The sequence below is a fragment of the Sinomonas cyclohexanicum genome (genome assembly GCF_020886775.1).
Classification (GTDB): domain Bacteria; phylum Actinomycetota; class Actinomycetes; order Actinomycetales; family Micrococcaceae; genus Sinomonas; species Sinomonas cyclohexanicum.
The window spans coordinates 125,741-148,942 of sequence record NZ_AP024525.1; the positions used below are offsets into that span (position 1 = coordinate 125,741).

Genomic DNA, 23,202 nt, shown 5'->3' on the forward strand with positions numbered 1-23,202 from the left:
TCGAATGAGAAATTGACGAGTCCGGTCTCGACCACCAGCGTCCAGGCCGGCGGCACCAGCCGAAGCCGGACAGGAATGCGCAGCGTTCGGTTGGAGACCCCTCCCGCCCCCGCGGGTCTTCTTCAGTCTGGGCGGCTTCGGGCCGCCGCGTCGAAAGGGCAGCCATGGCATCATGGGTGGCTCTCACGCACCAGCCAACGTTCCCGGTGGGAACGATGCTCCTGCTCACCGATGGCTCAGTCATGTGCCAGTCGGGCGACTCGAAGAGCTGGTGGCGACTCACGCCGGACGCCTCCGGCAGCTACGTGCACGGAACCTGGTCGCAGCTGGCCGACATGCATAACTCGCGCCTCTACTATGCCTCGGCGGTGCTCCGGGACGGGCGTGTCTTCGTGGCCGGCGGCGAAGACAGCGACGCGGGCGCCGACGCGGACGTCGCCGAGGTCTACGACCCCGCGACTGACACCTGGACGTCTATCGGCACTCCGGGATGGGGCGAGATCGGAGACGCCGCGTCAGCGATGCTCGCCGACGGGCGGATCATCGCCGGGAACCTCATCGACTCCCGGACCTCCGTCTACGACCCGACCACCAAGGCCTGGACCGCGACGGGGAACATGGCCGCCCGCTCCAACGAGGAGACATGGACACTCCTGCCGGACGGCTCGGTCGTGACCGTCAGCTGCGCCAACCATCCTCACGCGGAGCGCTACATCCCCTCGAGCGGATCCTGGATCAGCGCGGGCCAGACGCCCGTCGAGCTCGTCCAGGCCTCCTCAATCGAGATCGGACCGGCCCTGCTCATGGCAGACGGGCGAGTCTTCTGCACCGGGGCGACCGGCCACACCGCCCTCTACACGCCCTCGGGCGACTCAATCGGAACGGGCTCGTGGGCGGCCGGACCGGATTTCCCGGCCGATGGCCAGGGCCGGCTGCTCAAGGCCAAGGATGCCCCGGCCGCCCTCCTGCCCAACGGGCGCGTCCTGTGCGTGGCCGGCCCCGCGGGCGACGGCGCAAACGACTGGCCGCAGCCCACGATGTTCTTCGAGTTCGACGGCACCAACCTCACGCGCGTCCCCGACCCGCCGAATGCCGATCAGCGGATCTACCAGGGCCGCATGCTGCTCCTGCCCACAGGCGAGGTCCTCTACGGAGCCCAGACCGCTGCGCTCCACCTGTACCAGCCGGACCCGGGCGGTGACCCCTCGTGGGCGCCGACGATCGCCTCGGTCCCCACGAGCCTCGGGATCGACGGCACGTACACCCTCACCGGCACCCAGCTCAACGGACTCTCGCAGGCCGTGAGCTACGGGGATGACGCGCAGATGGCCACGAACTACCCCCTCGTCAGGGTCACGGCCGCCCACTCCGGCAAGGTCCGCTACCTCAAGAGCGCCAATCACTCCACCATGGGCGTGGCGACGGGTGCAGCCATCGTCTCGACCCAGTTCACGGTCCCGAACGACCTGGACTTGGGCCCGTACGAGCTCAGCGTCATCGCGAACGGGATCGCCTCCGCGCCCGTCCCCGTCACGGTGGGGCTCGGCTCCGGCCGCGCCGCGTACGTCGTCGTGGACACGTGGACGCCGAGTCAGGACGGCGCGCTGTGGGCCTACGTGAACGGTGCGTGGCGGGGGCGCCTGATCGGCCGGAACGAGCTCGTCGGCATCTCGCAGGACCTGTTCTCCGCCGACGCCGTCGACGTCTGGTGGGATTCCACCGGACTCGTCACCGCGCGGGGCTGGAAGTCCCCGCGCTAGGGCCCCCGCCCCCACCGCACCTGCTTCGCCACCGCAGCACACTCACCAAGGAGCACACCGTGGAAGAGCCAACCGAGAAGATCGTCGACGAACTCGACGCCGCAGCCCGTGCCGCGCGGGCGCCGTCGTCCGCATCCGCGCCGGAGGTGCCGCCCGAGCCTGGCTCCGCCCCCGCGAAGAGGCCGACCCCGGCCGCAGCACCTGCCGGTACGGGCGGGAACGCGACGACCCACTACCTCGTCCTCGACCACTACTTCTCGGGCGGACCCGCAGCGCTCTGGGCCTACGACGGCGCGGCGTGGCGCGCAGGTCTCGTCTCCGAACCCGGGGACGAGCAGGGCGTCGTCCAAGTGGCCTTCGCGGCCAACCGGGTCGACGTGTGGTGGGACGGAAACGGCTCGCTGAACGTCATCCGGTCCTGGAAGTACCTCTGACCTGGAGGGCGGGCGAGGCATGCCCCATCGTGCGCGATCGGCGCGCCACCTGCCGTCAGCCCCGCTCGGGCGCCGAGGCCGTCGTCGTGGGCGCGGGCCGGTGGTCGCCGCCCCTCATCCGCAGGGCCACCACGATGCCCGAGGCCGCGGTGATCGCGGCGACCACGCCGACGGCCGTGGGCACGCCGCAGGCGTCGGCGATCAGACCGGAGAGGAGGGCGCCCACCGCGAACCCGCCGTCGCGCCACAGCCTGTAGATGCCGACCGAGCGGGCACGCCACGAGGGGTGCGCCACGTCGCCGATCGCGGCGAGCAGGGTGGGGTAGACCATGGCGGTGCCCGCGCCGAGCAGGATGACCCCGGCCAGCCAGGGGCCGAAGCTGCTCGCTACGGCGATCAGGGCCAGCGCCGCGCCCTGCACCAGCATGCCTCCGGCGATCAGCGGCTTGCGCCCGTACCTGTCGGAGAGTGCGCCCGTGACGAGCTGGCCGGCGCCCCACACGGCCGGGTAGACGGCCGCCAGCACGCCGATCTTGTCGAGGCTGAGGCCGGCGGCGGCGAACAGCACAGGGAAGAGGCCCCAGGCCAGCCCGTCGTTGAGGTTGTTGACCATGCCGGCCTGGCTGACCGCGGACAGCGACCTGTCCTTGAAGCTCGTGAGCGCGAAGACCTCCCGGTCGCTCAGGCCCGCGTGGCCTCCGGGAAGGGTCGGCACGTGGGCGGCGGCCTCGGTCCTGGCGTGGTGGTGGGTTTCGCGCACCGTGAGCGCGGAGAGGCCGAGGCCGATCGCGATGAAGGCGGCGCCGAGCAGGAACGGGCCGGGGCGCAGCCCGTAGGTCGAGGCGATGTACCCGGTGGCCAGAGCGGTGCCTGCCACGCCGAGGTAGCCGGCGGCCTCATTGAGCCCCATCGCCAGGCCGCGGCGCTGCGGGCCCACGAGGTCCATCTTCATCACGACCGTGGTGGACCATGTCAGTCCCTGGCTCACGCCCAGGATGAGGTTGGCCACGACAATCCATCCCCACGAGTCACCGAAGATCAGGAGGAGGGGCACGGGCAGGGCAACGAGCCAGCCGGCCACGAGGACCGGCTTGCGGCCGTACCGGTCAGAGAGAGTTCCGGCGAGGTAGTTGGTGGCGGCCTTGGCCAGCCCGAACGCGAGGATGTAGGTGAGCGCGGACGTGTACTGGTCGAGGTGGAACACCGTGCCGGCCAGCAGGGGCAGGACGGTGCGCTCCTGGCCGAGGGTCCCGCCCACGAGCGCGTTGACGGCCACGAGCAGCATGAACTGCGCCGCATTCTGCCGCAGGCCGAGGCTGATGGCGGTCTGAGCCCCCTGCGGCCGGGGGGAAGGCTTGCTGCCGGGTCGCATTGCGCTCCTTGGACTTGGACGCACGACGGCGGCGGCCCGGGTTCTCCGGGTCCGCCGCCGATCGCTCAGGGTGCGGGTGTTGGTTCGGGGCCGAGGAGTGGGACCGGCTCAGCGGGCGGCTGCGGCCGACTTCTCGTGGTCGAGCCACGCCAGGTAGCTGCCGTCGAGCTCGACGACGTCGTAGCCGGCGCGGCGCAGGCCGCTGGCCGCCACGGAGTTGCGGACCCCGCTCTGGCAGTAGCTCACGATGGTCCCCTCGGAGGGGAGCTCGTCCAGGTGCCACATGACGCGGCCGCCGCTGAGCTGGTAGGAGCCGGGGACGTGGCCCGCGGCGTGCTCGGTGCGGTTGCGGACATCGAGCACCATGGCGGCGTCGAAGTTCGCCAGCTCGGAGGGCTGGATGAGCTTCGGGGTGACCATGGGCAGTCCCTCGAGGCCGGTCACGTAGCCCGCCACGTTGTCGATGCCGACGCGGACGAGGTGGTCCCACATCTCCTGGGCCTGCTCCTGGTCACCGGCCAGCAGCACGAGCGGGTTCGCGTCGGTCTCGGGGTTCACGACCCAGGCGCCGAAGCTCGCCACGGACTTGCCCGCGGGGATGTTCAGGGACCGCGCGACGGTGCCCTCGTGGACCTCGGCGTTGGACCGGGTGTCCACGAACGTGACCGTGTCCTTGGCGAGGTCCTCCGCGACGGATGCCTGGTCGAGTTCCGCCAGCTCGGGGCGCTCGCCCATGACGGCCGGGCCCTGCTTGTTCTGCCGCTTCATGCGGGCGAAGTAGGCGTGCGCGTCCGGCTGGCCGTCGAGGAGCTCGTCGATGAATCCCTGCTCATCGTTGGCCGCCAGGTAGGGGGCCCACCAGGCGTAGAGGCGCTCGTAGCCGACGGTCGAGGAGGGGATCGCGCCCAGGGCCTTGCCGCAGGCGCTGCCGGCGCCGTGGCCCGGGTGGACCTGAACGTAGTCCGGCAGGGTCAGGAACTTGTCCCGCAGGCTGGCGAAGAGCTGCTTGGCACCCTCGAAGCGGGTATTCACGCCCCCGGCCGCCTCGTCGAGGAGGTCTGGGCGGCCCAGATCGCCGGAGAAGACGAAGTCGCCGGAGAGCAGGTAGCCGGCCTGCTGGGAGAAGGCGCCGTCCGTGATGAGGAAGGACAGGTGCTCGGGCGTGTGGCCCGGGGTGTGCAGGGCCTCGACCGTGATGTTGCCGAGGGTGATCTTCTCGCCGTCGTGCAGGCGCTCGGCGTCGAAGCCGTACTGCCAGTCGGGGCCGCCCTCACCGGAGACGTACATCGTGGCGCCGGTCGCCGCGGCCAGCTCCCGGGTGCCGGAGAGGTAGTCCGCGTGGATGTGGGTCTCGGTGACCGCCGTGATCTTCATGCCGTTCTTGGCGGCGAGGGCCTGATAGACGGCGATGTCGCGGCGGGGGTCGACGACCAGGGCCTCACCCTTGGCCTGGCAGCCGATCAGGTAGCTGGCCTGGGCGAGGTCTTCATCGTAGATGCGCTCGAGGAGCATTGGGTTCCTCCTAGGAGATATGCGGGATGGTGGTGGCTCGTCGGCTGCTGCCCGAGGGGTGGGCGCCGGTGCTTGATGACTCGAGCTTATACCCCGGGGGTATTTCCGGCAAGTCGAGGGGCCAGTCTGAGTCAGGCGGTCACCGTGCCCACCGTCACCCAGGCGGCGACGGCGAAGATCAGCATGGCGAAGGAGATGCGAACATGGTGGTCCCTGAGGCGGCGGGCCAAGCGGGCGGCAACGATGGAGCCGACAATCGCGGGGACGGCAAAGGCCAGGACGGGGACCCAGTCAATGGTGTATCCGGCCGCGTGGGCGCTGAAGCCGGCGGCGGAGTTGATGACGATGATCGCCAGCGAGGTTCCGACAGCCTCCTTCATGCGCAGGCCAAGCAGGATCGTCAGCGCGGGGGTGATGAGGAATCCGCCGCCCACGCCGAGCAGCCCCGTCAGGAACCCCACGAGCACGCCGACCGCGACCGCCTTGGGGGCGCACGAGCGGAAGGCCCGGGTGGGCCCTGTGCTGCACGAGCCCTCGCTCTCCTTGGTGCGCACGAGCATCCGGATCCCGGCGATCACCATGATGGCCGCGAAGGCAAGCATGAGCATGTTCGGGTCCAGGAGCCTGCCGACGGCTGCGCCGCCCCACGCGGCAGGGATGCCGGCCGCGCCGACCAGCGCCACGACGGGCCAGTTCAGGCCCTCCTTGAACCGCGGCAGCAGGGCCGCCAGGGACGACGCGCCGACCACGAGCAGCGAGGTCGGGATGGCCTCGGCGGGGCTCATGCCGACGCCGTAGACGAGGGCGGGCACGGCGATGATCGATCCGCCACCCCCGACCACGCCGAGCACGATCCCGACGATGAGCCCCAGCGCGAGGGCGGCGATCATGCCGCCGTTGCCTCTCCGGGCGCGAGGGCGGGGTTCGGGAGCTGCAGGATCGCGCTCTCCTTGGTCGGCTCGGTGGCGGCCTTGTTCCACGGCATCGCCGAGATGGCCTTGCCCATGGCGCACGTATTCGTGGCCGCTGAGACGGCGAGCCCGCCGCCGATGGCACCGGCAAGCATCCGGATCTTGGGGGAGACGAACCGGCCGCCTGCCAGGCCCAGCACCACGAGCGAGCCGGCCGCCAGGCGGACCTGACGCTCCAGATCCCACCGGCTCTTGCCTCGGACCACGTCGCCGCCGGCGGCGGCGAAGCCGGGGGCCCCTCCGGTCAGGACGTACGCGGCGTTGATGCCCGCCGTGGCGAGCCGTTGGCGGGCCTGCTCTGCACGCACCCCGGAATGGCAGACGAGGACGACGCGGCTTCCGAGCCGGGCGGCGAGCTCCTCGGTGTGCTCCGAGAGCAGCGGGAGGGGGACGTTGTAGGAGCCGCGGATGTGCATGGATTCGAACTCGGCGGCCGACCGGACGTCGATCACCATGAGATCTTCATGCTTCTGGAACCACTCTCGCAGCGTGGCGGGTTCCAGGGAGGTCACGGTCGGGGACGAGTTCTCGGCCGAGGCCTTATCGGAGGTCATGGAATCCTCTCGGTGGGTGAACGGTGAATACCCTACCGAGTATTGCAGATACCCCTAGGGGTACTCCAATCGCCGCTGTCACCGCGAGGTCCGACGGCCCAGCTGCCTGCGGCTGGTGGAGTCAGTCTGGGGCAAGACTCGGAGTTCGCGCAGTCCCGGCCGGCGCCGTCGACTTCTCCGGTTCGTTCTGGGGTGGGGTCCGGTCCTCACTGCGTCCGAGTCGCGATGGCCACCAGAGCCGGCGCCCGAGGTCGTACGCCGCCGCCGGGACGAGCAGCGACCGGACGACGACGGTGTCCAGCAGGACGCCGAACGCGACGATGAACGCGATCTGGACGAGGAACAGGATCGGGATCACGGCCAGGGCTGCGAACGTCGCGGCGAGGACCACACCTGCGGAGGTGATGACCCCGCCGGTGAGGGCGAGGCCGCGGAGGATCCCGGGGCGGGTTCCGTGGGCGAGGGACTCCTCCCGCACGCGGGTCATGAGGAAGATGTTGTAGTCGACCCCGAGCGCGACGAGGAACACGAAACCGAACAGGGGCACGGCCGCGTCCGCGCCCGGGAACCCGAGGACGTGGTTGAACACGAGCGCGGACACCCCGAGGGCGGCCGCGTAGGAGAGGACCACGGAGCCGATGAGGATCAGCGGTGCGACGAGCGAGCGCAGAAGCAGGATCAGCACGACCAAGATCACCCCGAGCACGAGGGGGATGATCCTGCGCAGGTCGGCTTGAGCGGTGACGTTGGTGTCCAGGGCGATCGCGGTGACTCCGCCGACGAGGGCTTGGGGGTCGACGGCGCGTAGCCTCTCGCGGAGGTCCGTCACCGTGCGCTCGGCCTCGGCGGAGTCGGGCTGGTGGTTCAGGACTGCGTTGATGAGCACCCGACCGTCGCGCACAGCAGGCGCGCTCGCCGGGGCGCCCGGCGCGCCTGCCGCGCCGCTGTAGACCGTCGCGGAGCCCACGCCGGGTGTCGCCTGGACCTCCGCGAGCACGGCGTCGGCCCGGTCCTGCGCCGCAATCACCACGACGGGACTCCCGGAGCCCGCGTCGAAATGCCGTGCGAGCGCCTCCTGGCCGGCCACGGAGTCCGTGGCCGTGAGCACGAGCTGCGTCTGCTCGACCCCGTTGGCCTTGAGCTGCGGCAGGCCGGCCGCGCACGCCGCAAGGAGCACGAGCGCCGCGACCCACGTCGTGCGGGGCCGGTGGGCGATGAGCGTGCCGACGCGCCGCCACAGGCCGCGGACGCCCTCGAGTCCGGGCGCACCGCCAGCGGCGTCAGGAGCCCAGATGCTCGGTGCGGTATGCCGCGCAGGCGAGTGGCCGGCGTCGTGCGTGGGCCGCAGCGGCCAGAACGCCGCACGGCCGAACAGAACGAGCAGCGCCGGGAGGAACGTCAACGCGGACAGCAGGGAGAACCCGATGCCCACCGCCGCGATCGGCCCGAGGCTCCGGTTGGAGTTCAGATCCGAGAACAGGAGGCACAGGAGGGCGAGGATCACCGTGGCGCCCGAGGCGAGGATCGGCTCGAACGCCGCCCGCCACGCGCGCCGCATCGCGGCCCAGCGGGACTCGACCTCGTGCAGCGCCTCGCGGAACCGGGCCACGAGGAGGAGGGCGTAGTCAGTCGCCGCGCCTATCACGAGGATGGAGAGGATGCCCTGGCTCTGCCCGTTCAGCGTGATCCAGCCGGCCCGGGCGAGCCAGTAGATCGCGAGGACGGCCCCGCACAGGGCCGCGACCGCGGAGAACAGGACGACGAAGGGCAGCACCACGGAGCGGTACACGAGTGCGAGGATGATGAACACCGCCCCGACCGCCACGAGCAGCAGGATCCCGTCGATCCCGCCGAATGCCGAGACGAGGTCCGCGGTCAGCCCGGCCGGCCCGGTGACGTACGCGCGCAGGCCGTCCGGCAGCCCGCTGGCAGCGGATCGCAGGTCGGCGGCGACGGCGCGCAGCCGGCCGCTGTCCGCGATCGGGACCACGAACTCGGCCGCCCGCCCGTCCGCGGCGGGGATCGGCCCCACGACGCTCGACTTGGCGCTGGCGGCGGTTGGGGCAACGCCCTCCACCGAGCCGAGCCTTGCCGCGAGGGGGGCTAGCGCAGCCAGGTCGGTCGGGGAGAGCGCGCCGTCCTTCTCCACGACGACGATCGCGGGAATCGCGTTCGATGCCGTGAACTTCTCCTGCCAGGCACGCACCTCCGTGGATTCTGCGCTCGCAGGGAGGAAGGTGGCCTGGTCATTGCTCGACACGGAGGAGAGCTGGCCGAAGGTCGGCCCGCCGACCCCGGCCAGGGCGAGCCAGACGATCACGAGGAGCAGCGGGACTGCCCAGCGGAGACCACGGCGCAGAGCCATCAAGGAAGTCCTCTCTGTGGGGTGTCGGATGGTGCCGGGGCGGAGGCGGCCGTGATCCTAGCCGCAGCCTCCGCCGCGGCGGTGATCCGTGAGGCCATACCACGGAAGATCACCCCATGGAAGGGGAGGACGGAGAGCCAGTACAGGCGACCGGCCAATCCGTGCGGGACGAACACGGCCCGCTGCGAGTACGAGCTCCCGCGTTCCGTGGGCTCCACGTTCATCTCAAGCCACGCGCGGCCCGGGACGCGCATCTCCGCGCGAAGGCGGAGGAGTCGTCCCCTCTCAAGGGCCTCGACTCGCCACCAGTCGAGGGCCTCTCCGAGTTGCAGTCGCCGCGGATGCCGGCGTCCACGCCTCAGGCCGACCCCGCCCGCAAGCTTGTCGATCCATCCGCGCACTGCCCACGCGAGGGGGAACGAGTACCACCCGTTTTCCCCGCCGATGCCCTCGACCACGTCCCAGAGCCGCTCGGGAGGCGCCGTCGAGCTCTCCGTGCGCACGTCGGTGTACACGGTGCCGCCGGACCAGCGGGGGTCGCTCGGGAGGGGGTCGCCCGGAGCGTCCAGCGGAGACGAGCTGGCCCAGGTGGTCTCGACCTCGCCCCGCGCGATCTTCCCCAGGGCGAGCTCGACGGCGCGCACGTACGTGGTCAGTCCGCCCGGCGGCGGCGCAATGAACTGGTCGATATCGTGCTCCCGAACCACGCAGTCATTCTGCAGCGACTCGACGAGTGGGACTGCGAGGGAGCGCGGAATGGGCGTGACCAGGTTGACCCACTGGGCGGCCAGCCACGGTGTGAGCACCGGGAGGGCCAGCACCAAGGGCTTCCGCAGGCCGGCGGCACGCGCGTAGCCCCGCATCATGGCCGCGTAGGTGAGCACGTCAGGGCCGCCGATGTCGAAGGTGCGATTGACACCGTGCGGAAGGTCGGCGGCCGCTTCGAGGAAGTAGAGTGCGTCCCGGACAGCGATTGGCTGGACCCGGTTGAGCACCCAGCGCGGCGCCGGCATGAGCGGGAGGACGTCGGTGAGGTGGCGGACCATCTCGAAGCTCGCCGATCCGGACCCGATCACGAGGCCCGCCTGCAGCACCGCGGTGGGCACCTCGGACCCCAGGAGGATGCGTCCGACCTCGGAGCGCGAGGCGAGGTGCCGGCTCAGCGCCGTGCCGGGATTGAGTCCGCTCAGGTAGACGATGCGCTGGACACGCGCCGCGCGCGCCGCCTGCCCGAGGACCTCGGCGCAGGCGCGCTCGCGGGCGGGGAAGTCTTCTCCGGCGTGGGCGCCCATGGAGTGCACGAGGTAGTAGACGACCGCGGCGCCCTCGCACAGCGACGCGGGGGCCGCGGCGTCGTCGAGGCTCCCGGTGACCACCTCGACGTCGCGCCCCCACGGCACGTCGCGGAGCTTGGAGGCGTCCCGGGTCAGGACGCGGACTCGGTTCCCCGTCGCGAGGAGACGGGGCACGAGCCGCCCGCCGATATAGCCGGTAGCGCCCGTGACCGCGATGAGCCTGCTCATGCGTGCGCCTGCCTTGTCCGGGGTGGCACCGGACGGCGCTGCCCGGAGCGGAGCCGGACTGCCACGCCCGCACCGAGCACGACGGCGCCCGCCGCCGCCGCGACGACTCCTACCTCGGGCATCGTGAGGGGTCCACCGAGACGCGCCGCGGCGATCCACGCCAGCCCCCATGCCATCGCGATAAGGGGTGTCCAGCGTCGCGTCCGCGCGAGGGCGATTCCGATGCCCGCTGCTACGGCGAGCACAACGACGGCGACCACACCGGCGGCCAGGCCTGCGGGGAGGGCGGGCGACGCGTCACCAGGTCGGATCCCCAGGACGAACGCAATCAGGGCCGCCGCGTTCGCAGCCGTCGCGACGCAGATCCACCCCAGGTAGAGGCCGAAGGTGCCGTCCGAGAGGATCCGCTCGGCGAGGGACCCGTGCCGCGTGCCGAGGTGGAGCGCGAAGAGGCGGCACAGAACGGCCAGCAGCACGAGCATGACGACCATCGTGGCTGGCAGGGCCACAGCTGGATCGGCAATCTGCGCGGCCCACAGCCACGCGGCGTTGAGGAGCATCGAGGCGGCGGCCCACGGCCTGACCGCACGCTGGCGATGGCTGTGCCGTGCCGCGGGGAACAGCTGCCACACCGCGTAGCCCAAGATGCCCGCGTAGACCGCGCTCCAGATCGAGAAGGCGGACCCTGCGGGCGAGACGGGGGTCGCGGTCGCAGAGAGATAGCCCCCCGCGGCGTCCTGGACCGGCGTGCCGCCGAAGGCGCCGCTGCCCCACGCCGCGAGGGTGAGCGCGACGATGCTCGAGGCGGCCGTCAGGACCGAGGAGGCGAGCCTCGGCGGAGCCTGTCGTGCGGGCCGGATTCTGGGCTGTTCCATCGCTGTCTCCCCTGCGTGAATCTGGTGGGCCTTTACTTCTGAACCAATCTCGCCCATCATATTTCTCGATAAGTGAGATATCAAGGTATCGAGATTTTCCAGGAGGTCCGCATGCGAACCGCAACGACCGCTACGAGAACCGAGCAGGCTCCCGCGCTCCCGAGTCTCCTGTGGGACGACGTGGGGGTTCTGGTCGACCGCGTCCTGGCCGACTGGGTGTCAGCCTCCCGGTCGGCGGCGTCGACCGGGAGCGTGCGTCAACTCTGGGAACGAGTGGGCACCGGGCTCGAGGGAGGAAAGCGCGTCCGGCCTCAGCTCGTCTTCCACGCCTACAGCGCGTTCGGGGGGACGGACCCGCAGGCCTGTGCGACCCTCGGCGCGGCGATCGAGCTTCTCCACGGGGCCCTCGTCGTGCACGACGACGTGATCGACCGGGACTTCGTCCGGCGCGGGCGTCCGAACATCTCGGGGCTCTACAGGGACGATGCTGCATCCCACGAGCTTCCACCGGAGGAGGCGGGCCACCGGGGCGCTTCCGTGGCCGTCATCGCCGGCGATCTCCTGCTTGCCGGGGCCTTCCGCCTCTGCGACCGGTCCTCCCTCGACGCAGACGTCCGCGAGCGGCTCTCGGAGGTCATGCACACCGCCGTCGTCGACGCCGCCGCCGGGGAACTCGAGGACGTCCTCATGGCCCATGATCCGGGACGGACGCTCGAGGAGGTTCTCGAAATGGAACGCCTCAAGACGGCCGCATACTCCTTCGCGGCTCCCCTGCGTCTCGGCACGATCCTGGCCGGCGCGCCGGCCGCGCGCGCCGCCGACGTGGCCCGTGTGGGGATGCTCGTCGGAACCGCCTACCAGGTGATCGACGACGTCCTCGGCACCTTTGGCGACGAGCACCAGACAGGCAAGCCCGTCACCTCCGACCTCCGCGAACGGAAGCTCACGGTCCTCACCGCCTATGCGCGAACCCATCCCGAGGTCGCCCGGCACCTCGCCGGGGGAGCCGAGGACGGAAACACCGGCGTCGACCGCGTCCGGTCGGTCCTCCGCGAGGTCGGCGCTGACACGCACGCACTGACCCTCGCGCACACATTGGCCACAGAGGCCCTCGACGAGGCCCGACGCTGCGATCTCCCCCCTGCCCTGCGGTCCGAGCTCACTCGGATCTGCAACCACGTCCTGCACCGGGAGCACTGATGCATACGCAGGCGCTCACACCCCTCGAGCGCTACTCGGACACCGCCGAGGCGGGCTCGGCCGCCGTCATACGCCGCTACTCCACGTCGTTCGGGCTTGCATGCCGCCTCTTGGATCGCACGATGCGCCGGGACATCGAGAACGTGTACGCGCTCGTCCGGGTGGCCGACGAGGCCGTGGACGGCGCCGCCGCGGAGGCCGGACTCACTGCCGCAGCGATTGTGGACCAGCTCGGCCGGCTCGAGGAGGAGACCTTGAGCGCGCTCTCGTTGGGCTACAGCACGAACCCGATGGTGCACGCCTTCGCGCAGACGGCACGGCGTGCCGGGATCGGCGCGGACCTGGTCGCGCCCTTCTTTGCCTCCATGCGCCGAGACTGCGACCCTCAGGGGCACTCAGCAGCCTCCCTCGGGGACTATATCTACGGGTCCGCGGAGGTCGTAGGCCTGATGTGCCTGCGGGTCTTCCTGTCCGGCCTGGCCGTCCTGCCCGCGGAACGCGCCCGCCTCGAGCACTCGGCCCGACGCCTCGGCGCCGCCTTCCAGAAGATCAACTTCCTGCGCGACCTCGGCCAGGACGGCAACGAGCTTGGTCGCGCCTACTTCCCCGGGGTCGACCCAGCACGTCTCACCGAGGCGCAGAAATCCATGCTCCTCGCCGATCTCCGGGCCGACCTCGACGCGGCCCTCCCCGGCCTCCGTGTCCTTCCGGCCCGGCCCCGTCGGGCTGTTGCCCTCGCCTACGGGCTGTTCTCGGAGCTCGCTGACCGGATTGAAGCCTGCCCGGCGGGCGTCCTCGTGACCAGACGGGTTCGCGTGCCAGCAGCGGTGAAGCTCGGCCTCGCCGCGGCCGTACTCGCCGGAATAGGCCCGGCCTTCGCGCGTGACGGCGACCGGCCGGCCGCGCAAGCCGAGGGGAGGGCGGCATGACGCGGCCTCATGCGAAGATGCGCGCGGCCAGCGCGACCCATCCGCTCCCCGGTCGCCCGCGGCAGCCGCTCGCCGTGACGGTGATCGGCGGAGGCATCTCCGGCCTCGCGACGGCTGGCCTGCTTGCGCGAGACGGCCACGCCGTCCAGCTCCTCGAGCAGAGCGGCACGCTCGGAGGACGAGCGGGCCGCTGGGAGTCAGGTGGCTTCCACTTCGACACCGGTCCTTCGTGGTATCTCATGCCCGAGGTGATCGACCACTGGTTCCGCCTCATGGGCTCCAGCGCAGCAGACGAGCTGAGGCTCACGCGCCTTGACCCCGGATACCGGGTCTTCTTCGAGGGCCATGACCAGCCCGTGGACGTCCCCGCCGGTCGCGCGGGCGCCGTCGGGCTCTTCGAGTCGCTCAGCCCGGGGACCGGTGAGGCGCTCGCCCGTTATCTCGATGACGCCCAGGACGCCTACGTCGTGGCACTCGAGCGGTTCCTCTACGACGACTTCTCCTCCCTGCGCGGCCTCGCCCACCGGGACGTGCTCCGCCGCGGGCCGCGCCTCGCCGCGATGCTCGGGCAGTCGTTGCACGGGCGCATTGCGCGCCGGTTCCCCGACCGGCGGGAGCAGCAGATCCTCGGGTACCCCGCCGTCTTCCTCGGCACCACGCCGTACCGGGCACCGGCCCTCTACCAGCTCATGAGCCATCTCGACCTCTCCCAGGGCGTCCTCTATCCCGAGGGCGGCTTCGCCGCGCTCGTGGACGCCATGGTGCGGCTCGCGGTGGCCGCGGGCGTCCAGATCCGCACGGGTGCCCGCGTCACTCGCATCGTCACAGGACCCGCGCCGGGCGGGCCCCGGGTCGAGGGCGTGGTCTGGACCGACGACGACGGCCGCGAGCACCGCAAGGGCGCCTCGATCGTCGTGGGCGCTGCGGACCTGCACCACCTCGAGACGGAGATCCTCCCCGAGGACCTCAGAACGCACCCCGAACATGTGTGGGACCGCCGCGACCCAGGGCCAGGGGCCGTCCTCGCCTGCCTCGGCGTGCGGGGTCCCCTGCCGCAGCTGGCCCACCACAGCCTCTTCTTCACCGGCGACTGGCGCGACACGTTCCAGCGCATCGACCGTGGCGCCGCCCCGGCCGAGGCCACCTCGGTCTACGTCTCCCGCACGAGCGCGACCGACCCCGGGGTGGCTCCCCCGGGCTGCGAGAGCCTCTTTGTCCTCGTCCCCTCTGCGGCGGCGCCGGAGTGGGGGCGCGGGGGAGTCGACGGCGCCGGTGCCCCCGGCATCGAGGCCGTCGCCGACGCCGCCGTGCGCCAGATTGCGGCCTGGGCGGGCATCCCCGACCTCCCTGAGCGGATCGTGGTCCGCCGCACGTACGGCCCGGCAGACTTCGCCGAGGGCGTCAACGCGTGGCGCGGCGGGGCCCTCGGGCTCGCCCACACCCTCGCCCAGTCCGCTTTCCTGCGGCCCGCCAACGTGAGCAGGACCGTGGACGGACTCCTCTATGCGGGGGCCTCCGTGCGGCCAGGCATCGGGGTCCCGATGTGCCTCATCAGCGCCGAGCTCGTGCTCAAGCGCGTACGCGGAGTGCGTGCCCCGGGGCCGCTCGGGCCCCCCGTCGTGCCTCTCCGCGCGTGCGATGTCTCCGAGGCCGCTCCTCCGGCCCACGACCGGGAGGGGGTCCCATGGCCTACCTGATCGTGCTGCTGGCCGCCGCCGCCGGAGTCCTGGTGCTCGACTCCCGATTCCGCCTCGCCTTCTGGCGTGCCCCGCGCGCAACCGCCCTCACCGTGGCGGCGGGGACAGTATTCTTCCTCGCGTGGGACGTCGTGGCGATCGCCGCGGGAGTCTTCCGTCACGGGAACTCGCCGTTCATGACCAGCATCATGCTCGGACCCGAGCTGCCGCTCGAGGAGCCGGTGTTCCTCGCCTTCTTCTCGTACACCGCCCTCGTCCTGTACGCCTCGACAGAGCGCGTGGCGACGGTCGTCGCTCGCCGCAGGAACCCCGGGAGGACGCCGTGACCTACGCCCTGATCGACGTCATCCTCCTCGCGTGCGCCTCGCTCGCAGCCGTGCTGCTCTCCGTCCTTGTCCGGGACGCACACGGCAGCGGCGCGGGCGGCCGGGACGCACGACGTCGGGCCCGCAGCTGGGTGCCGGCCCTGGCCGCAGGAGTGGCGCTGATCGCGCTCACGGCGGTCTTCGACAACGCCATGATCGCTGCTGGGCTGTTCGGGTACGCGCCCGAGGCACTCCTCGGCCCGGCCGTGGGTCTTGCACCGGTCGAGGACTTCGCCTACCCGCTCGCCGCCGCCGTTCTCCTGCCGGTCCTGTGGCGCAGGCTCGCCGGCGGCGAACGCGCACGGCGCCCGGCGTCCGGCAGCGGCAACAGCTGGGACGCACTGACCGCGGGGGAGCAGCGGTGAGCGCCGCGCCAATCCCGACGCGCGCCGTCGTGCGTCCGCCGCTGGGCCGTGCGCTGCTCGTCTCGTCCCGCCCGCTCTCGTGGGTCAACACCGCCTACCCGTTCGCGGCCGCGTACCTGCTCGCGGGCGGCGGGCTGGACTGGCGCATGGTGCTCGGCACCGTGTTCTTCCTCGTGCCGTACAACCTCGCGATGTACGGGACGAACGACGTGTTCGACTATGCGTCGGACCTGCTCAACCCGCGCAAGGGCGGCGCCGAGGGGGCGGTGCTGCCTCCGGCCCTGCACCGGCGGGCCCTGTGGTGGGCGTGGGGCGGGTGCGTTCCCTTTGTCGTGGCGCTCGTGGCCGGTGGGCCGCCAGCGAGCTGGGCGGTCCTCGCGGTTTCGCTCTTCGCGGTCGCCGCCTACAGTGTCCCCGGGCTGCGCTTCAAGGAGCGGCCGGTCATCGACTCGATGACGTCGAGCACGCATTTCGTCTCGCCGGCCGCGTACGGTGTCGCGCTCGCGGGCGGGGCCCCGACGGGTTCATCCCTCGCGGTCCTGGGCGCCTTCTTCCTCTGGGGGATGGCGAGCCACGCATTCGGTGCAGTCCAGGACATCGGGCCCGACCGCCAGGCGGGCATCGGCTCCATCGCGACGCTCTTCGGGGCCCGGGCCACGGTTCGCCTGGCCGTGGTCCTGTACCTCGCCGCGGGCGGGCTCATCCTCGTCCTCGCGCCCGACGCGCACGGCCCCGCCCGGTTCGCGGGCCTCCTTGCCCTGCCGTACGCCGCGAGCGCGGCGGCCTCCTGGTCCGTCACGGACCGCACCGCGGAGCGGACCCGATCGGGCTGGCGCCGCTTCCTCTGGCTCAACTACGTCACCGGCTTCCTCGTGACACTCCTGCTCATCTCCGTCTGGATGTACCCATGACCCCCACCGACATCACCGTCACTCCCACTGCCACCGAAGCGCCCACCTCGCTCGTCTGGTTCCGCGACGACCTCCGGGTCCGCGACAACCCCGCCCTCCGAGCCGCCCTCGCCCACGGCCCTACCGTGGCCCTGTACGTCCTCGATGAGGAGTCCCCCGGGATCCGCCCACTTGGAGGGGCCGCCAAGTGGTGGCTCCACCACGGGCTCGTGGACCTCGCGGAGTCGCTCGAGCACCTCGGCGTCCCCCTCGTGCTCCGCCGCGGCCCAGCGGCGGCGATCGTGCCCGATGTCGCCGCGCAGTGCCGCGCCGGGTACGTCGCGTGGAACCGCCGCTACGGCGGGCCCGAGCGGCGCGCGGACACGGCCGTGAAGTCGCTCGTGCGCCGGTCGGGACGGGACGCAGAGAGTTTCCAGGCCTCCCTCCTCCACGAGCCGTGGGACGTCCTCACCCAGCAGGGCGGCGCCTACAAGGTGTTCACGCCGTTCTGGAAGGAGCTCTCCGGCCGGGACCACCGGCACCCCCTGCCCGCTCCGCCCCGCCAGCGGCAGGCCCCGGAACTCGTCCGAGGCGGCGAGGACCTCGCCGGCTGGGACCTTCTGCCGCACTCCCCAGACTGGTCTGGGCCGCTCGCGGACGTCTGGACGCCCGGCGAGGAGACCGGCCTCGAGCTCCTGAAGGACTTCGTCGGGCCGGACACGGCGGGGACCGCCGTTGCCGAGTACCCCGAGGCCCGAGACCTCCCCGCCCGTGCCGGTACTAGCCGGCTCTCCCCGTATCTACGCTGGGGCCACGTGAGTCCATTCCAGGTCTGGCACGCTGTCGCGGACCGGCGGCGCGCCGCACCCGAGGGAAGCGCGGTGTTCGCTTCCGAGCTCGGCTGGCGTGAGTTTGCCTGGCACACGCTCTTCCACCACGCGGACCTTGCCTCTGTGAACCTCCACGCCCAGTTTGACGCCTACCCCTGGTGGCTCCCGTCCGGCCGGATGGGTGGCGCGACCTCGGGCGAGTCCCGGCACGGTGAGGGCCAGCGCGGCGCGCATGGTGCGCACGACGCCGGGCACCGGCGCGCGCACGAGGCTGCAGGCGCCGTCGTGCGCGGGGACGCGGAGGCGAACCGACTCCTCGACGCCTGGCGGCGGGGGCGGACGGGGTTCCCCCTGGTCGACGCGGGACAGCGGGAGCTGTGGGCCACGGGGTGGATGCACAACCGTGTCCGCATGGTCTCGGCGAGCCTGCTTGTGAAGAACCTCGGGATCCACTGGCGGCTCGGCGAGCGGTGGTTCTGGGACACCCTCGTCGACGCGGACCCGGCGAGCAATCCGTTCAACTGGCAGTGGGTCGCGGGTTCGGGCGCGGATGCGGCACCCTTCTTCCGCATCTTCAACCCGCTCACCCAGGAGAGGAAATTCGACCCGGACGGCGCGTACGTGCGCTCGTGGGTTCCCGAGGTCGGGACGGACGCGTACCCGGAGGCGTGCGTGGACCTCGCCGGGAGCAGGGCCGAGGCCCTCGCCTTGTATCGGGAGCTCGGCCGCGGCGCGGCGGGACGATCGGCCTAGAATGGCGACCGTGCAACGCAAGCCCCATCCGGAAGAGGAGCCCGCGGCTCCCGTCGGCGCCGCGGACCTAGCATGGCCGCACGAAGGGGTCAGCCTCGACCCAGAACCCCGCTCAGGTGAGGGCCGCGAGCAGCTGCGAAGCACTCCCGGCTTCGAGCTGTTGTTCCTCCTTCAGAAGTTCGCGAACGAGGCCGACCGCTACGCCGAGACAGTGCGCCGCCAGCATGGTCTGGCCCGCAACGACATCCACGCGCTCAACGCCGTGGTCGAGGCCGAGCGCGCCGGCGTCACGACCACGCCCGGGGCCCTCCGCGAGCGGCTCGTGCTGAGCTCCGCCGCGATGACGTCTGTGATCGACCGGCTAGAGGCCTCCGGGCACCTCGAACGGCAGCACTCCCGCGAGGACCGCCGGCAGGTCGAGTTGTCCTCCACCCCGAGCGCCCGTGAGACGGGGCGGGAGATGTTCGACCCGATGATCCGCCACATGCTGCCCGTCCTCGCCGAGTACACGCCCGAGCAGATCGAGCTCGTCACTGGGCTCATGCAGCGGCTGACCACCGCGATCGCCGATGCGCGCACCGAGGTCCAGCGCGGATAGCCCATGCGCGAACTCGTGGTCCTCGGCACCGCCTCACAGGTGCCCACGCGCACGCGGAACCAGAATGGTTACCTCCTGCGCTGGGACGGCGAGGGGCTCCTGTTCGACCCGGGCGAGGGCACGCAGCGCCAGATGATCCACGCCGGTGTCGCCGCGACCCAGGTGACCCGGATCTGCCTGACCCACGTCCACGGCGACCACTGCTACGGGCTCCCGGGCGTTCTCTCCCGCATGGCGCTGGACCGCGTCGAGCATCCTGTCCACCTGCATTACCCCGCCTCGGGCGAGCCGATGGTGAGGGCGCTCGTGGCCGTCTCGACGCCGGGGATCGACCTGCGCCTCGTCCCGCACGGCTCCGCCGGCGAGGTCGCGCCGGGGCTCGACGTGCGGCCCCTGCGGCACCGGATTGACGCGTTCGGGTACCGCATCACGGAGCCGGACGGCCGCAGCCTCGTTCCGCAGCGGCTGGCTGCGGCGGGGATCGCGGGGCCGGACGTCGGCCGTCTGCAGCGCGAGGGCCAACTCGGCGCGGTGCGCCTCGAGGACGTGAGCGTCCCGCGCCGGGGACAGGGCTTCGCGTTCGTCATGGACACCGCGATGTGCGAGGGCGCCGAGGCGCTCGCCGAGGACGTCGACCTCCTCGTCGCCGAGTCCACGTTCGCCGACGACGACGCCCTGCTCGCCGAGCAGTACCTCCACCTCACCGCCGGGCAGGCGGGGGCCATCGCACGCACCGCAGGCGCGAAGAACCTCGTCCTGACACACTTCTCGGCTCGGTACCAGGACGTGAGCGGGCTGGAAGGGGAGGCGCGGCGGCAGGCCGGGGGCGCCGTCGTGCGTGCGGCGACCGACGGCGACCGCTTCGGCCTCCCGAAGCGGAGGGGCGCACAGGAGGGGTCCCAATGACTGACGGGGAGCCCACGGAGCCGCCTCGTGGGGGGAGACGCGCGGTGACATGGGCCACCTTCGTTTGACCTCGACCATCGTCGAGGTTCTAGCGTGGTGGGTGTGACGCCCTCCCCGACTGCCCTCCCTCCCGGACCGCCCGCCTTCGCCGACTCCGCCCTCTTCCGGGACGCGTTCCGTTCGCATCCCTCCGGGGTCGCCATCGTGACGGCGGCGAGCCACGACGGGCCGGTGGGGCTCACGGCGTCCTCGGTCGCATCCGTCGCTGCGGACCCGCCCACCCTCGCCTTCTCCGTCTCGGGCGGCCGCTCCGCTGTGCACCTGGCCGAAGCGCTCACCGTGGTGGTGCACCTCGTCGACGCGGACCAGATCGACCTGGTCCGCTCGTTCGCGACCCCCGGCGCTCCGCGGTTCACTGAGGCCATGGACTGGGAGACGCTGGCCACCGGCGAGCCGTGGCTGCATGCCGCACCGTGGGCGCTGCGCTGCTCGATCGAGCACCGCGTGCCCGTGGGCCCGTCAGTGCTGCTCGCCGGGACGGTGCTGGAGATCCTGACGCACGACGGCGCCGGCGCGCCTCCCGTGCACGGCGCACCGCTCGTCTACCACGACCGTGCTTTCCACGCGCTGGGGGAGCACTCCCGCCTCCCGTGACGCCATTCTAGAAGTCACCTTCTGGGGGTCACGTCCTGCGGGTCAGATCCCGTGGGATCCCGCGGGACGTGACCTTCAGGAGATGACTCTCAGACGTGTGCGTCGAGTCTTAGACGTGTGTGTCGAGGGCGGCGAGGAGGCGCTTGACCGACCCCCCGAGGTTCCATTCCGTGACGAGGCGCTCGAGTTCGAGGCGGGCCTCGCCGTCGGGCGGGCTGAGCCTTGCGCCCGCCTCGGCGAGGGTAGGCAGCTCAAGATTCCGGACCACGTTGACCACGGCGGGCGCGACAGCGAGGTAGTCTGCGGCGGCGGCGAGCTTGGCCCGCATGGGCGCGGGGACGTCGCTGTCCGGGTCCGCGGCCTCGGCGAGGAGGCCCTCGAGGGTGCCGTACCGCCCAAGCAGGGTCGCCGCGGACTTCTCGCCGATGCCGGCCACGCCCGGCAGGCCGTCTGAGGCGTCGCCCCGCAGGGTCGCGTAGTCGGCATACTGCTCCGGCAGCACGCGGTACTTGCCCACGACGACGGCGTCCGTCACCACCTCGAGGTTCTTCATGCCGCGTGCGGTATAGATGACCCGGACGTCGCGGGCATCACTGACTACCTGGAACAGGTCCCGGTCCCCCGTCACGACGTCGACCGGCAGCTCGGCGGTGCTCGCGTAGGTGCCGATGACGTCGTCGGCCTCGTGCTGCGGCGCGCCCACGATCGCGATCCCCGCGAGGCCGAGCACGTGTCGGATGAGCGGCACCTGCGGCACGAGGCCCGGAGGCACCATCTCGACGTCCGGGCCGCCGGGCACGTGGCGCTCCACGCGGTGCGCCTTGTAGGTGGGGATGAGGTCCACGCGCCAGTGGGGGCGCCAGTCGTCGTCCCAGCACGCGATGAGGTGCGTCGCGCCGAAGTCCGTGGTGAGGCGGGCGATCATGTCCAGCAGGCCTCGGACCGCGTTGACCGGGGTCCCGTCGGCGCGCGCGATCGACTCGGGGATGCCGTGGAAGGCGCGGAAGTACATGGACGCGGTGTCGAGCAGCATGAGGCGGTCCGGCATGGGCCTATCCTGACACGCCTTCCCTAGCGCCGGGATGCGAAGACGGGTCCCGGCCAGCCGGGCCGCCGCCTGCCTCAGCCGCCCAGCCGCCGCCCGATCTCGCTCCGCTCGAACCCGTCAAGCAGCTCCCGCGGCGAGGCGGACACCTCGACGGCGCCCGCCTCGCGGAGCTCGGCCGCGCTGTATCCGCCGGACGCGAGCCCCACGGTCGGGATGCCGAGCGCGGAGGCGGCCTGGACGTCCCAGACGGCGTCGCCCACGAACAGGGCCTCGGACGCATCGAGCCCGCCCGCGCCGAGGGCGGCGACGAGGATGTCCGGGGCCGGCTTCGACTCCTTGGCGTCCGCCGAGCTCGTCGCGGCGTCAATGAACTCGTCCGCGTCGATTACCGAGCGCAGCACGTCGAGGTCCTGCCGCCGGGCAGAGGACGCGAGCACCACGGTGAGCCCTGCGGACTTGCAGCGCTCGAGGAGCCCGCGCGCGCCGTCGAACGCCCGCAGGTGCGGCCAGAACGTCGAGAACACTGCCGAGTGGGTGTCCATGATCTCGCCGTCCTGGGAGGCGTCTCGGCCCGGGCCGAGCACCTGCTCGACGATCCGCTGACCGCCCATGCCCACGCGCCGGTGAATCTCGTTCATCCGGACGTCATGCCCGAATCGGCGGAAGCCGTGCCACCACGCGATCGTGTGGAAGTAGGTCGAGTCAACGAGCGTGCCGTCCACGTCGAACAGCGCGCCCCGCAGCGCCGTCACCTACTGCGTCCGGTCCGCGAGCCCCTGCACCCCGCTGGCCTCAGCACAGTGCGCACAGCAGAACATGCCCTGGCCCGACTCGACGCCGTGCCCTAGGATCCTGCACCCGCAGTGCCCGCAGACTGGCGCGAATGCGTGGATGGCGCACTCGAAGCTGTCGAAGGTCCCGGACCTCTCGCCCTGGATGAGCCTGAAGGTCTTGTCGTAGTGGTTTCCGCATACGTCACAGGTAGCCATGGGCCAGTGGTACCCCCGGCGCCGCGGCTCAATCAAGGGTTCGCTCCGCCGCGTGCGGGACCGGTGCCGTGATGCGTGGCTGCGGTGCGAACCACCCGGCTGCTCGCCACGAGGTCGTACAGCGTCCGGCCTCCGACGAACAGGCCCACGCCGTACACGGCAGCCAGCACGTAGCATGCGACCAGGGCGGCGTACGCGGCGGGCTCGAGCGGCCCACCCGGGAAGGCGAATGCGTGCCACACCGCGAAGTGCCCGAGCTCCCACGGCACGAATTTCGTCACGTTCCGCACCACCGCCCTGCCCGCGGGGAGCCGGCCGCCCTCGCGTGCCACCACCGCCAGTCCGACGAGGCGCTTCCCCACGGTCCGGCCCGCGGCGGCCTCGCACACCGAGAAGTACAGGACTACCGGCAGAGTCAGGATCAGGAATCCCGCGAGCTCGGCCTTGCCCGGCTCGACGAACGCACCGCGCACGAGTGGAGCGAGCGCCACGAAGGCGAGCAGCGCGTACGTCACGATGAGGAGCCAGTCGACGAAGAACGCCGCAATGCGGCGCAGGGCGATCCGCGCTTCCGCCCGCGGCGTGCCCGCAACCCCATTCATGCTTGCACCC

23 protein-coding genes are annotated in these 23,202 nt (G+C 71.7%); 12 read left to right on the forward strand and 11 right to left on the reverse strand.

The features are described 5' to 3' along the window. The first annotated feature begins 164 nt into the window (after nucleotides 1-164). Nucleotides 165-1,760, forward strand: a complete 1,596-nt coding sequence (locus SCMU_RS00625) for a Kelch repeat-containing protein (protein WP_229231043.1) — start codon at nucleotides 165-167, stop codon at nucleotides 1,758-1,760. A gap of 59 nt (nucleotides 1,761-1,819) precedes the next feature. Further along, a complete protein-coding gene (locus SCMU_RS00630; protein ID WP_229231044.1) occupies nucleotides 1,820-2,194 on the forward strand; it encodes a hypothetical protein in 375 nt (124 codons plus the stop codon). 55 nt (nucleotides 2,195-2,249) lie between these two features. On the opposite strand, the gene SCMU_RS00635 is transcribed toward SCMU_RS00630, so the two are convergent. From SCMU_RS00635 to SCMU_RS00665, 7 genes are all read right to left on the reverse strand, one after another. After that, nucleotides 2,250-3,566 (reverse strand): MFS transporter, encoded by a 1,317-nt coding sequence (locus SCMU_RS00635; RefSeq protein WP_229231045.1) that lies wholly within the window; start codon nucleotides 3,564-3,566, stop codon nucleotides 2,250-2,252. A 108-nt stretch (nucleotides 3,567-3,674) separates the two neighbouring features. Further along, nucleotides 3,675-5,078 (reverse strand): MBL fold metallo-hydrolase, encoded by a 1,404-nt coding sequence (locus tag SCMU_RS00640; RefSeq protein WP_229231046.1) that lies wholly within the window; start codon nucleotides 5,076-5,078, stop codon nucleotides 3,675-3,677. 131 nt (nucleotides 5,079-5,209) lie between these two features. Next, nucleotides 5,210-5,968, reverse strand: a complete 759-nt coding sequence (locus SCMU_RS00645) for a sulfite exporter TauE/SafE family protein (protein WP_229231047.1) — start codon at nucleotides 5,966-5,968, stop codon at nucleotides 5,210-5,212. After that, nucleotides 5,965-6,603: a rhodanese-like domain-containing protein gene (locus tag SCMU_RS00650; RefSeq protein WP_229231048.1), complete on the reverse strand. Its 639-nt coding sequence runs from the start codon at nucleotides 6,601-6,603 to the stop codon at nucleotides 5,965-5,967. The genes SCMU_RS00645 and SCMU_RS00650 overlap by 4 nt, the downstream gene beginning before the upstream one ends. 121 nt (nucleotides 6,604-6,724) lie before the next feature. Continuing rightward, a complete protein-coding gene (locus tag SCMU_RS00655) occupies nucleotides 6,725-8,968 on the reverse strand; it encodes an MMPL family transporter (protein WP_229231049.1) in 2,244 nt (747 codons plus the stop codon). Next, a complete protein-coding gene (locus SCMU_RS00660; RefSeq protein WP_229231050.1) occupies nucleotides 8,968-10,491 on the reverse strand; it encodes an SDR family oxidoreductase in 1,524 nt (507 codons plus the stop codon). Before SCMU_RS00660 ends, SCMU_RS00655 begins: the two co-directional genes overlap by 1 nt. Next, nucleotides 10,488-11,366 (reverse strand): TspO-related membrane protein, encoded by an 879-nt coding sequence (locus SCMU_RS00665; protein WP_229231051.1) that lies wholly within the window; start codon nucleotides 11,364-11,366, stop codon nucleotides 10,488-10,490. The genes SCMU_RS00660 and SCMU_RS00665 overlap by 4 nt, the downstream gene beginning before the upstream one ends. 111 nt (nucleotides 11,367-11,477) lie before the next feature. Between SCMU_RS00665 and SCMU_RS00670 the strand changes: the two genes are divergently transcribed. The 10 genes from SCMU_RS00670 to SCMU_RS00715 all read left to right on the forward strand — a co-directional run bounded on the left by SCMU_RS00670 (nucleotide 11,478) and on the right by SCMU_RS00715 (nucleotide 20,553). After that, nucleotides 11,478-12,566, forward strand: coding sequence for a polyprenyl synthetase family protein (locus SCMU_RS00670; protein ID WP_229231052.1), 1,089 nt, complete (start codon nucleotides 11,478-11,480; stop codon nucleotides 12,564-12,566). Then, entirely contained in the window at nucleotides 12,566-13,495 is a 930-nt protein-coding gene (locus SCMU_RS00675; protein ID WP_229231053.1) for a phytoene/squalene synthase family protein, read from the forward strand. Before SCMU_RS00670 ends, SCMU_RS00675 begins: the two co-directional genes overlap by 1 nt. Then, a complete protein-coding gene (gene crtI, locus SCMU_RS00680) occupies nucleotides 13,492-15,192 on the forward strand; it encodes a phytoene desaturase family protein (protein WP_443020190.1) in 1,701 nt (566 codons plus the stop codon). The genes SCMU_RS00675 and crtI overlap by 4 nt, the downstream gene beginning before the upstream one ends. Next, a complete protein-coding gene (locus SCMU_RS00685) occupies nucleotides 15,180-15,518 on the forward strand; it encodes a lycopene cyclase domain-containing protein (RefSeq protein WP_229231054.1) in 339 nt (112 codons plus the stop codon). Before crtI ends, SCMU_RS00685 begins: the two co-directional genes overlap by 13 nt. Continuing rightward, a complete protein-coding gene (locus tag SCMU_RS20675; protein WP_274602909.1) occupies nucleotides 15,515-15,922 on the forward strand; it encodes a lycopene cyclase domain-containing protein in 408 nt (135 codons plus the stop codon). Before SCMU_RS00685 ends, SCMU_RS20675 begins: the two co-directional genes overlap by 4 nt. Then, a complete protein-coding gene (locus SCMU_RS00695; protein WP_229231055.1) occupies nucleotides 15,919-16,833 on the forward strand; it encodes a prenyltransferase in 915 nt (304 codons plus the stop codon). The genes SCMU_RS20675 and SCMU_RS00695 overlap by 4 nt, the downstream gene beginning before the upstream one ends. Beyond that, a complete protein-coding gene (locus SCMU_RS00700; protein WP_229231056.1) occupies nucleotides 16,830-18,395 on the forward strand; it encodes a cryptochrome/photolyase family protein in 1,566 nt (521 codons plus the stop codon). Before SCMU_RS00695 ends, SCMU_RS00700 begins: the two co-directional genes overlap by 4 nt. A gap of 10 nt (nucleotides 18,396-18,405) precedes the next feature. Further along, nucleotides 18,406-18,993 (forward strand): MarR family winged helix-turn-helix transcriptional regulator, encoded by a 588-nt coding sequence (locus SCMU_RS00705; RefSeq protein WP_229231057.1) that lies wholly within the window; start codon nucleotides 18,406-18,408, stop codon nucleotides 18,991-18,993. Nucleotides 18,994-18,996: 3 nt separating this feature from the next. Continuing rightward, nucleotides 18,997-19,899, forward strand: a complete 903-nt coding sequence (locus tag SCMU_RS00710) for a ribonuclease Z (protein ID WP_229231058.1) — start codon at nucleotides 18,997-18,999, stop codon at nucleotides 19,897-19,899. Nucleotides 19,900-20,001: 102 nt separating this feature from the next. Then, nucleotides 20,002-20,553, forward strand: a complete 552-nt coding sequence (locus SCMU_RS00715) for a flavin reductase family protein (RefSeq protein WP_229231059.1) — start codon at nucleotides 20,002-20,004, stop codon at nucleotides 20,551-20,553. A gap of 109 nt (nucleotides 20,554-20,662) precedes the next feature. On the opposite strand, the gene SCMU_RS00720 is transcribed toward SCMU_RS00715, so the two are convergent. The 4 genes from SCMU_RS00720 to SCMU_RS00735 form a co-directional block, all read right to left on the reverse strand. Next, on the reverse strand, nucleotides 20,663-21,601 hold the full coding sequence (locus SCMU_RS00720) for a 5'-3' exonuclease (RefSeq protein ID WP_229231060.1): 939 nt from the start codon (nucleotides 21,599-21,601) through the stop codon (nucleotides 20,663-20,665). A 74-nt stretch (nucleotides 21,602-21,675) separates the two neighbouring features. Further along, nucleotides 21,676-22,353, reverse strand: coding sequence for an HAD family hydrolase (locus SCMU_RS00725; protein ID WP_229231061.1), 678 nt, complete (start codon nucleotides 22,351-22,353; stop codon nucleotides 21,676-21,678). After that, complete coding sequence (locus SCMU_RS00730) at nucleotides 22,354-22,590, reverse strand: metallothionein (protein ID WP_229231062.1); 237 nt, start codon at nucleotides 22,588-22,590, stop codon at nucleotides 22,354-22,356. 32 nt (nucleotides 22,591-22,622) lie between these two features. Then, nucleotides 22,623-23,192 (reverse strand): RDD family protein, encoded by a 570-nt coding sequence (locus SCMU_RS00735; protein ID WP_229231063.1) that lies wholly within the window; start codon nucleotides 23,190-23,192, stop codon nucleotides 22,623-22,625. Between the last annotated feature and the right edge of the window lie 10 nt (nucleotides 23,193-23,202).

Coding starts and splice junctions, on each gene's coding strand:
- SCMU_RS00660 (WP_229231050.1), bottom strand. CDS start 10,491: ATGAGCAGGCTCATCGCGGTCACGGGCGCTACCGGCTATATCGGCGGG.
- SCMU_RS00650 (WP_229231048.1), bottom strand. CDS start 6,603: ATGACCTCCGATAAGGCCTCGGCCGAGAACTCGTCCCCGACCGTGACC.
- SCMU_RS00625 (WP_229231043.1), top strand. CDS start 165: ATGGCATCATGGGTGGCTCTCACGCACCAGCCAACGTTCCCGGTGGGA.
- SCMU_RS00665 (WP_229231051.1), bottom strand. CDS start 11,366: ATGGAACAGCCCAGAATCCGGCCCGCACGACAGGCTCCGCCGAGGCTC.
- SCMU_RS00710 (WP_229231058.1), top strand. CDS start 18,997: ATGCGCGAACTCGTGGTCCTCGGCACCGCCTCACAGGTGCCCACGCGC.
- SCMU_RS00720 (WP_229231060.1), bottom strand. CDS start 21,601: ATGCCGGACCGCCTCATGCTGCTCGACACCGCGTCCATGTACTTCCGC.
- SCMU_RS00675 (WP_229231053.1), top strand. CDS start 12,566: ATGCATACGCAGGCGCTCACACCCCTCGAGCGCTACTCGGACACCGCC.
- SCMU_RS00640 (WP_229231046.1), bottom strand. CDS start 5,078: ATGCTCCTCGAGCGCATCTACGATGAAGACCTCGCCCAGGCCAGCTAC.
- SCMU_RS00685 (WP_229231054.1), top strand. CDS start 15,180: ATGGCCTACCTGATCGTGCTGCTGGCCGCCGCCGCCGGAGTCCTGGTG.
- SCMU_RS00655 (WP_229231049.1), bottom strand. CDS start 8,968: ATGGCTCTGCGCCGTGGTCTCCGCTGGGCAGTCCCGCTGCTCCTCGTG.
- crtI (WP_443020190.1), top strand. CDS start 13,492: ATGACGCGGCCTCATGCGAAGATGCGCGCGGCCAGCGCGACCCATCCG.
- SCMU_RS00730 (WP_229231062.1), bottom strand. CDS start 22,590: ATGGCTACCTGTGACGTATGCGGAAACCACTACGACAAGACCTTCAGG.
- SCMU_RS00670 (WP_229231052.1), top strand. CDS start 11,478: ATGCGAACCGCAACGACCGCTACGAGAACCGAGCAGGCTCCCGCGCTC.
- SCMU_RS00735 (WP_229231063.1), bottom strand. CDS start 23,192: ATGAATGGGGTTGCGGGCACGCCGCGGGCGGAAGCGCGGATCGCCCTG.
- SCMU_RS00700 (WP_229231056.1), top strand. CDS start 16,830: ATGACCCCCACCGACATCACCGTCACTCCCACTGCCACCGAAGCGCCC.
- SCMU_RS00635 (WP_229231045.1), bottom strand. CDS start 3,566: ATGCGACCCGGCAGCAAGCCTTCCCCCCGGCCGCAGGGGGCTCAGACC.
- SCMU_RS00645 (WP_229231047.1), bottom strand. CDS start 5,968: ATGATCGCCGCCCTCGCGCTGGGGCTCATCGTCGGGATCGTGCTCGGC.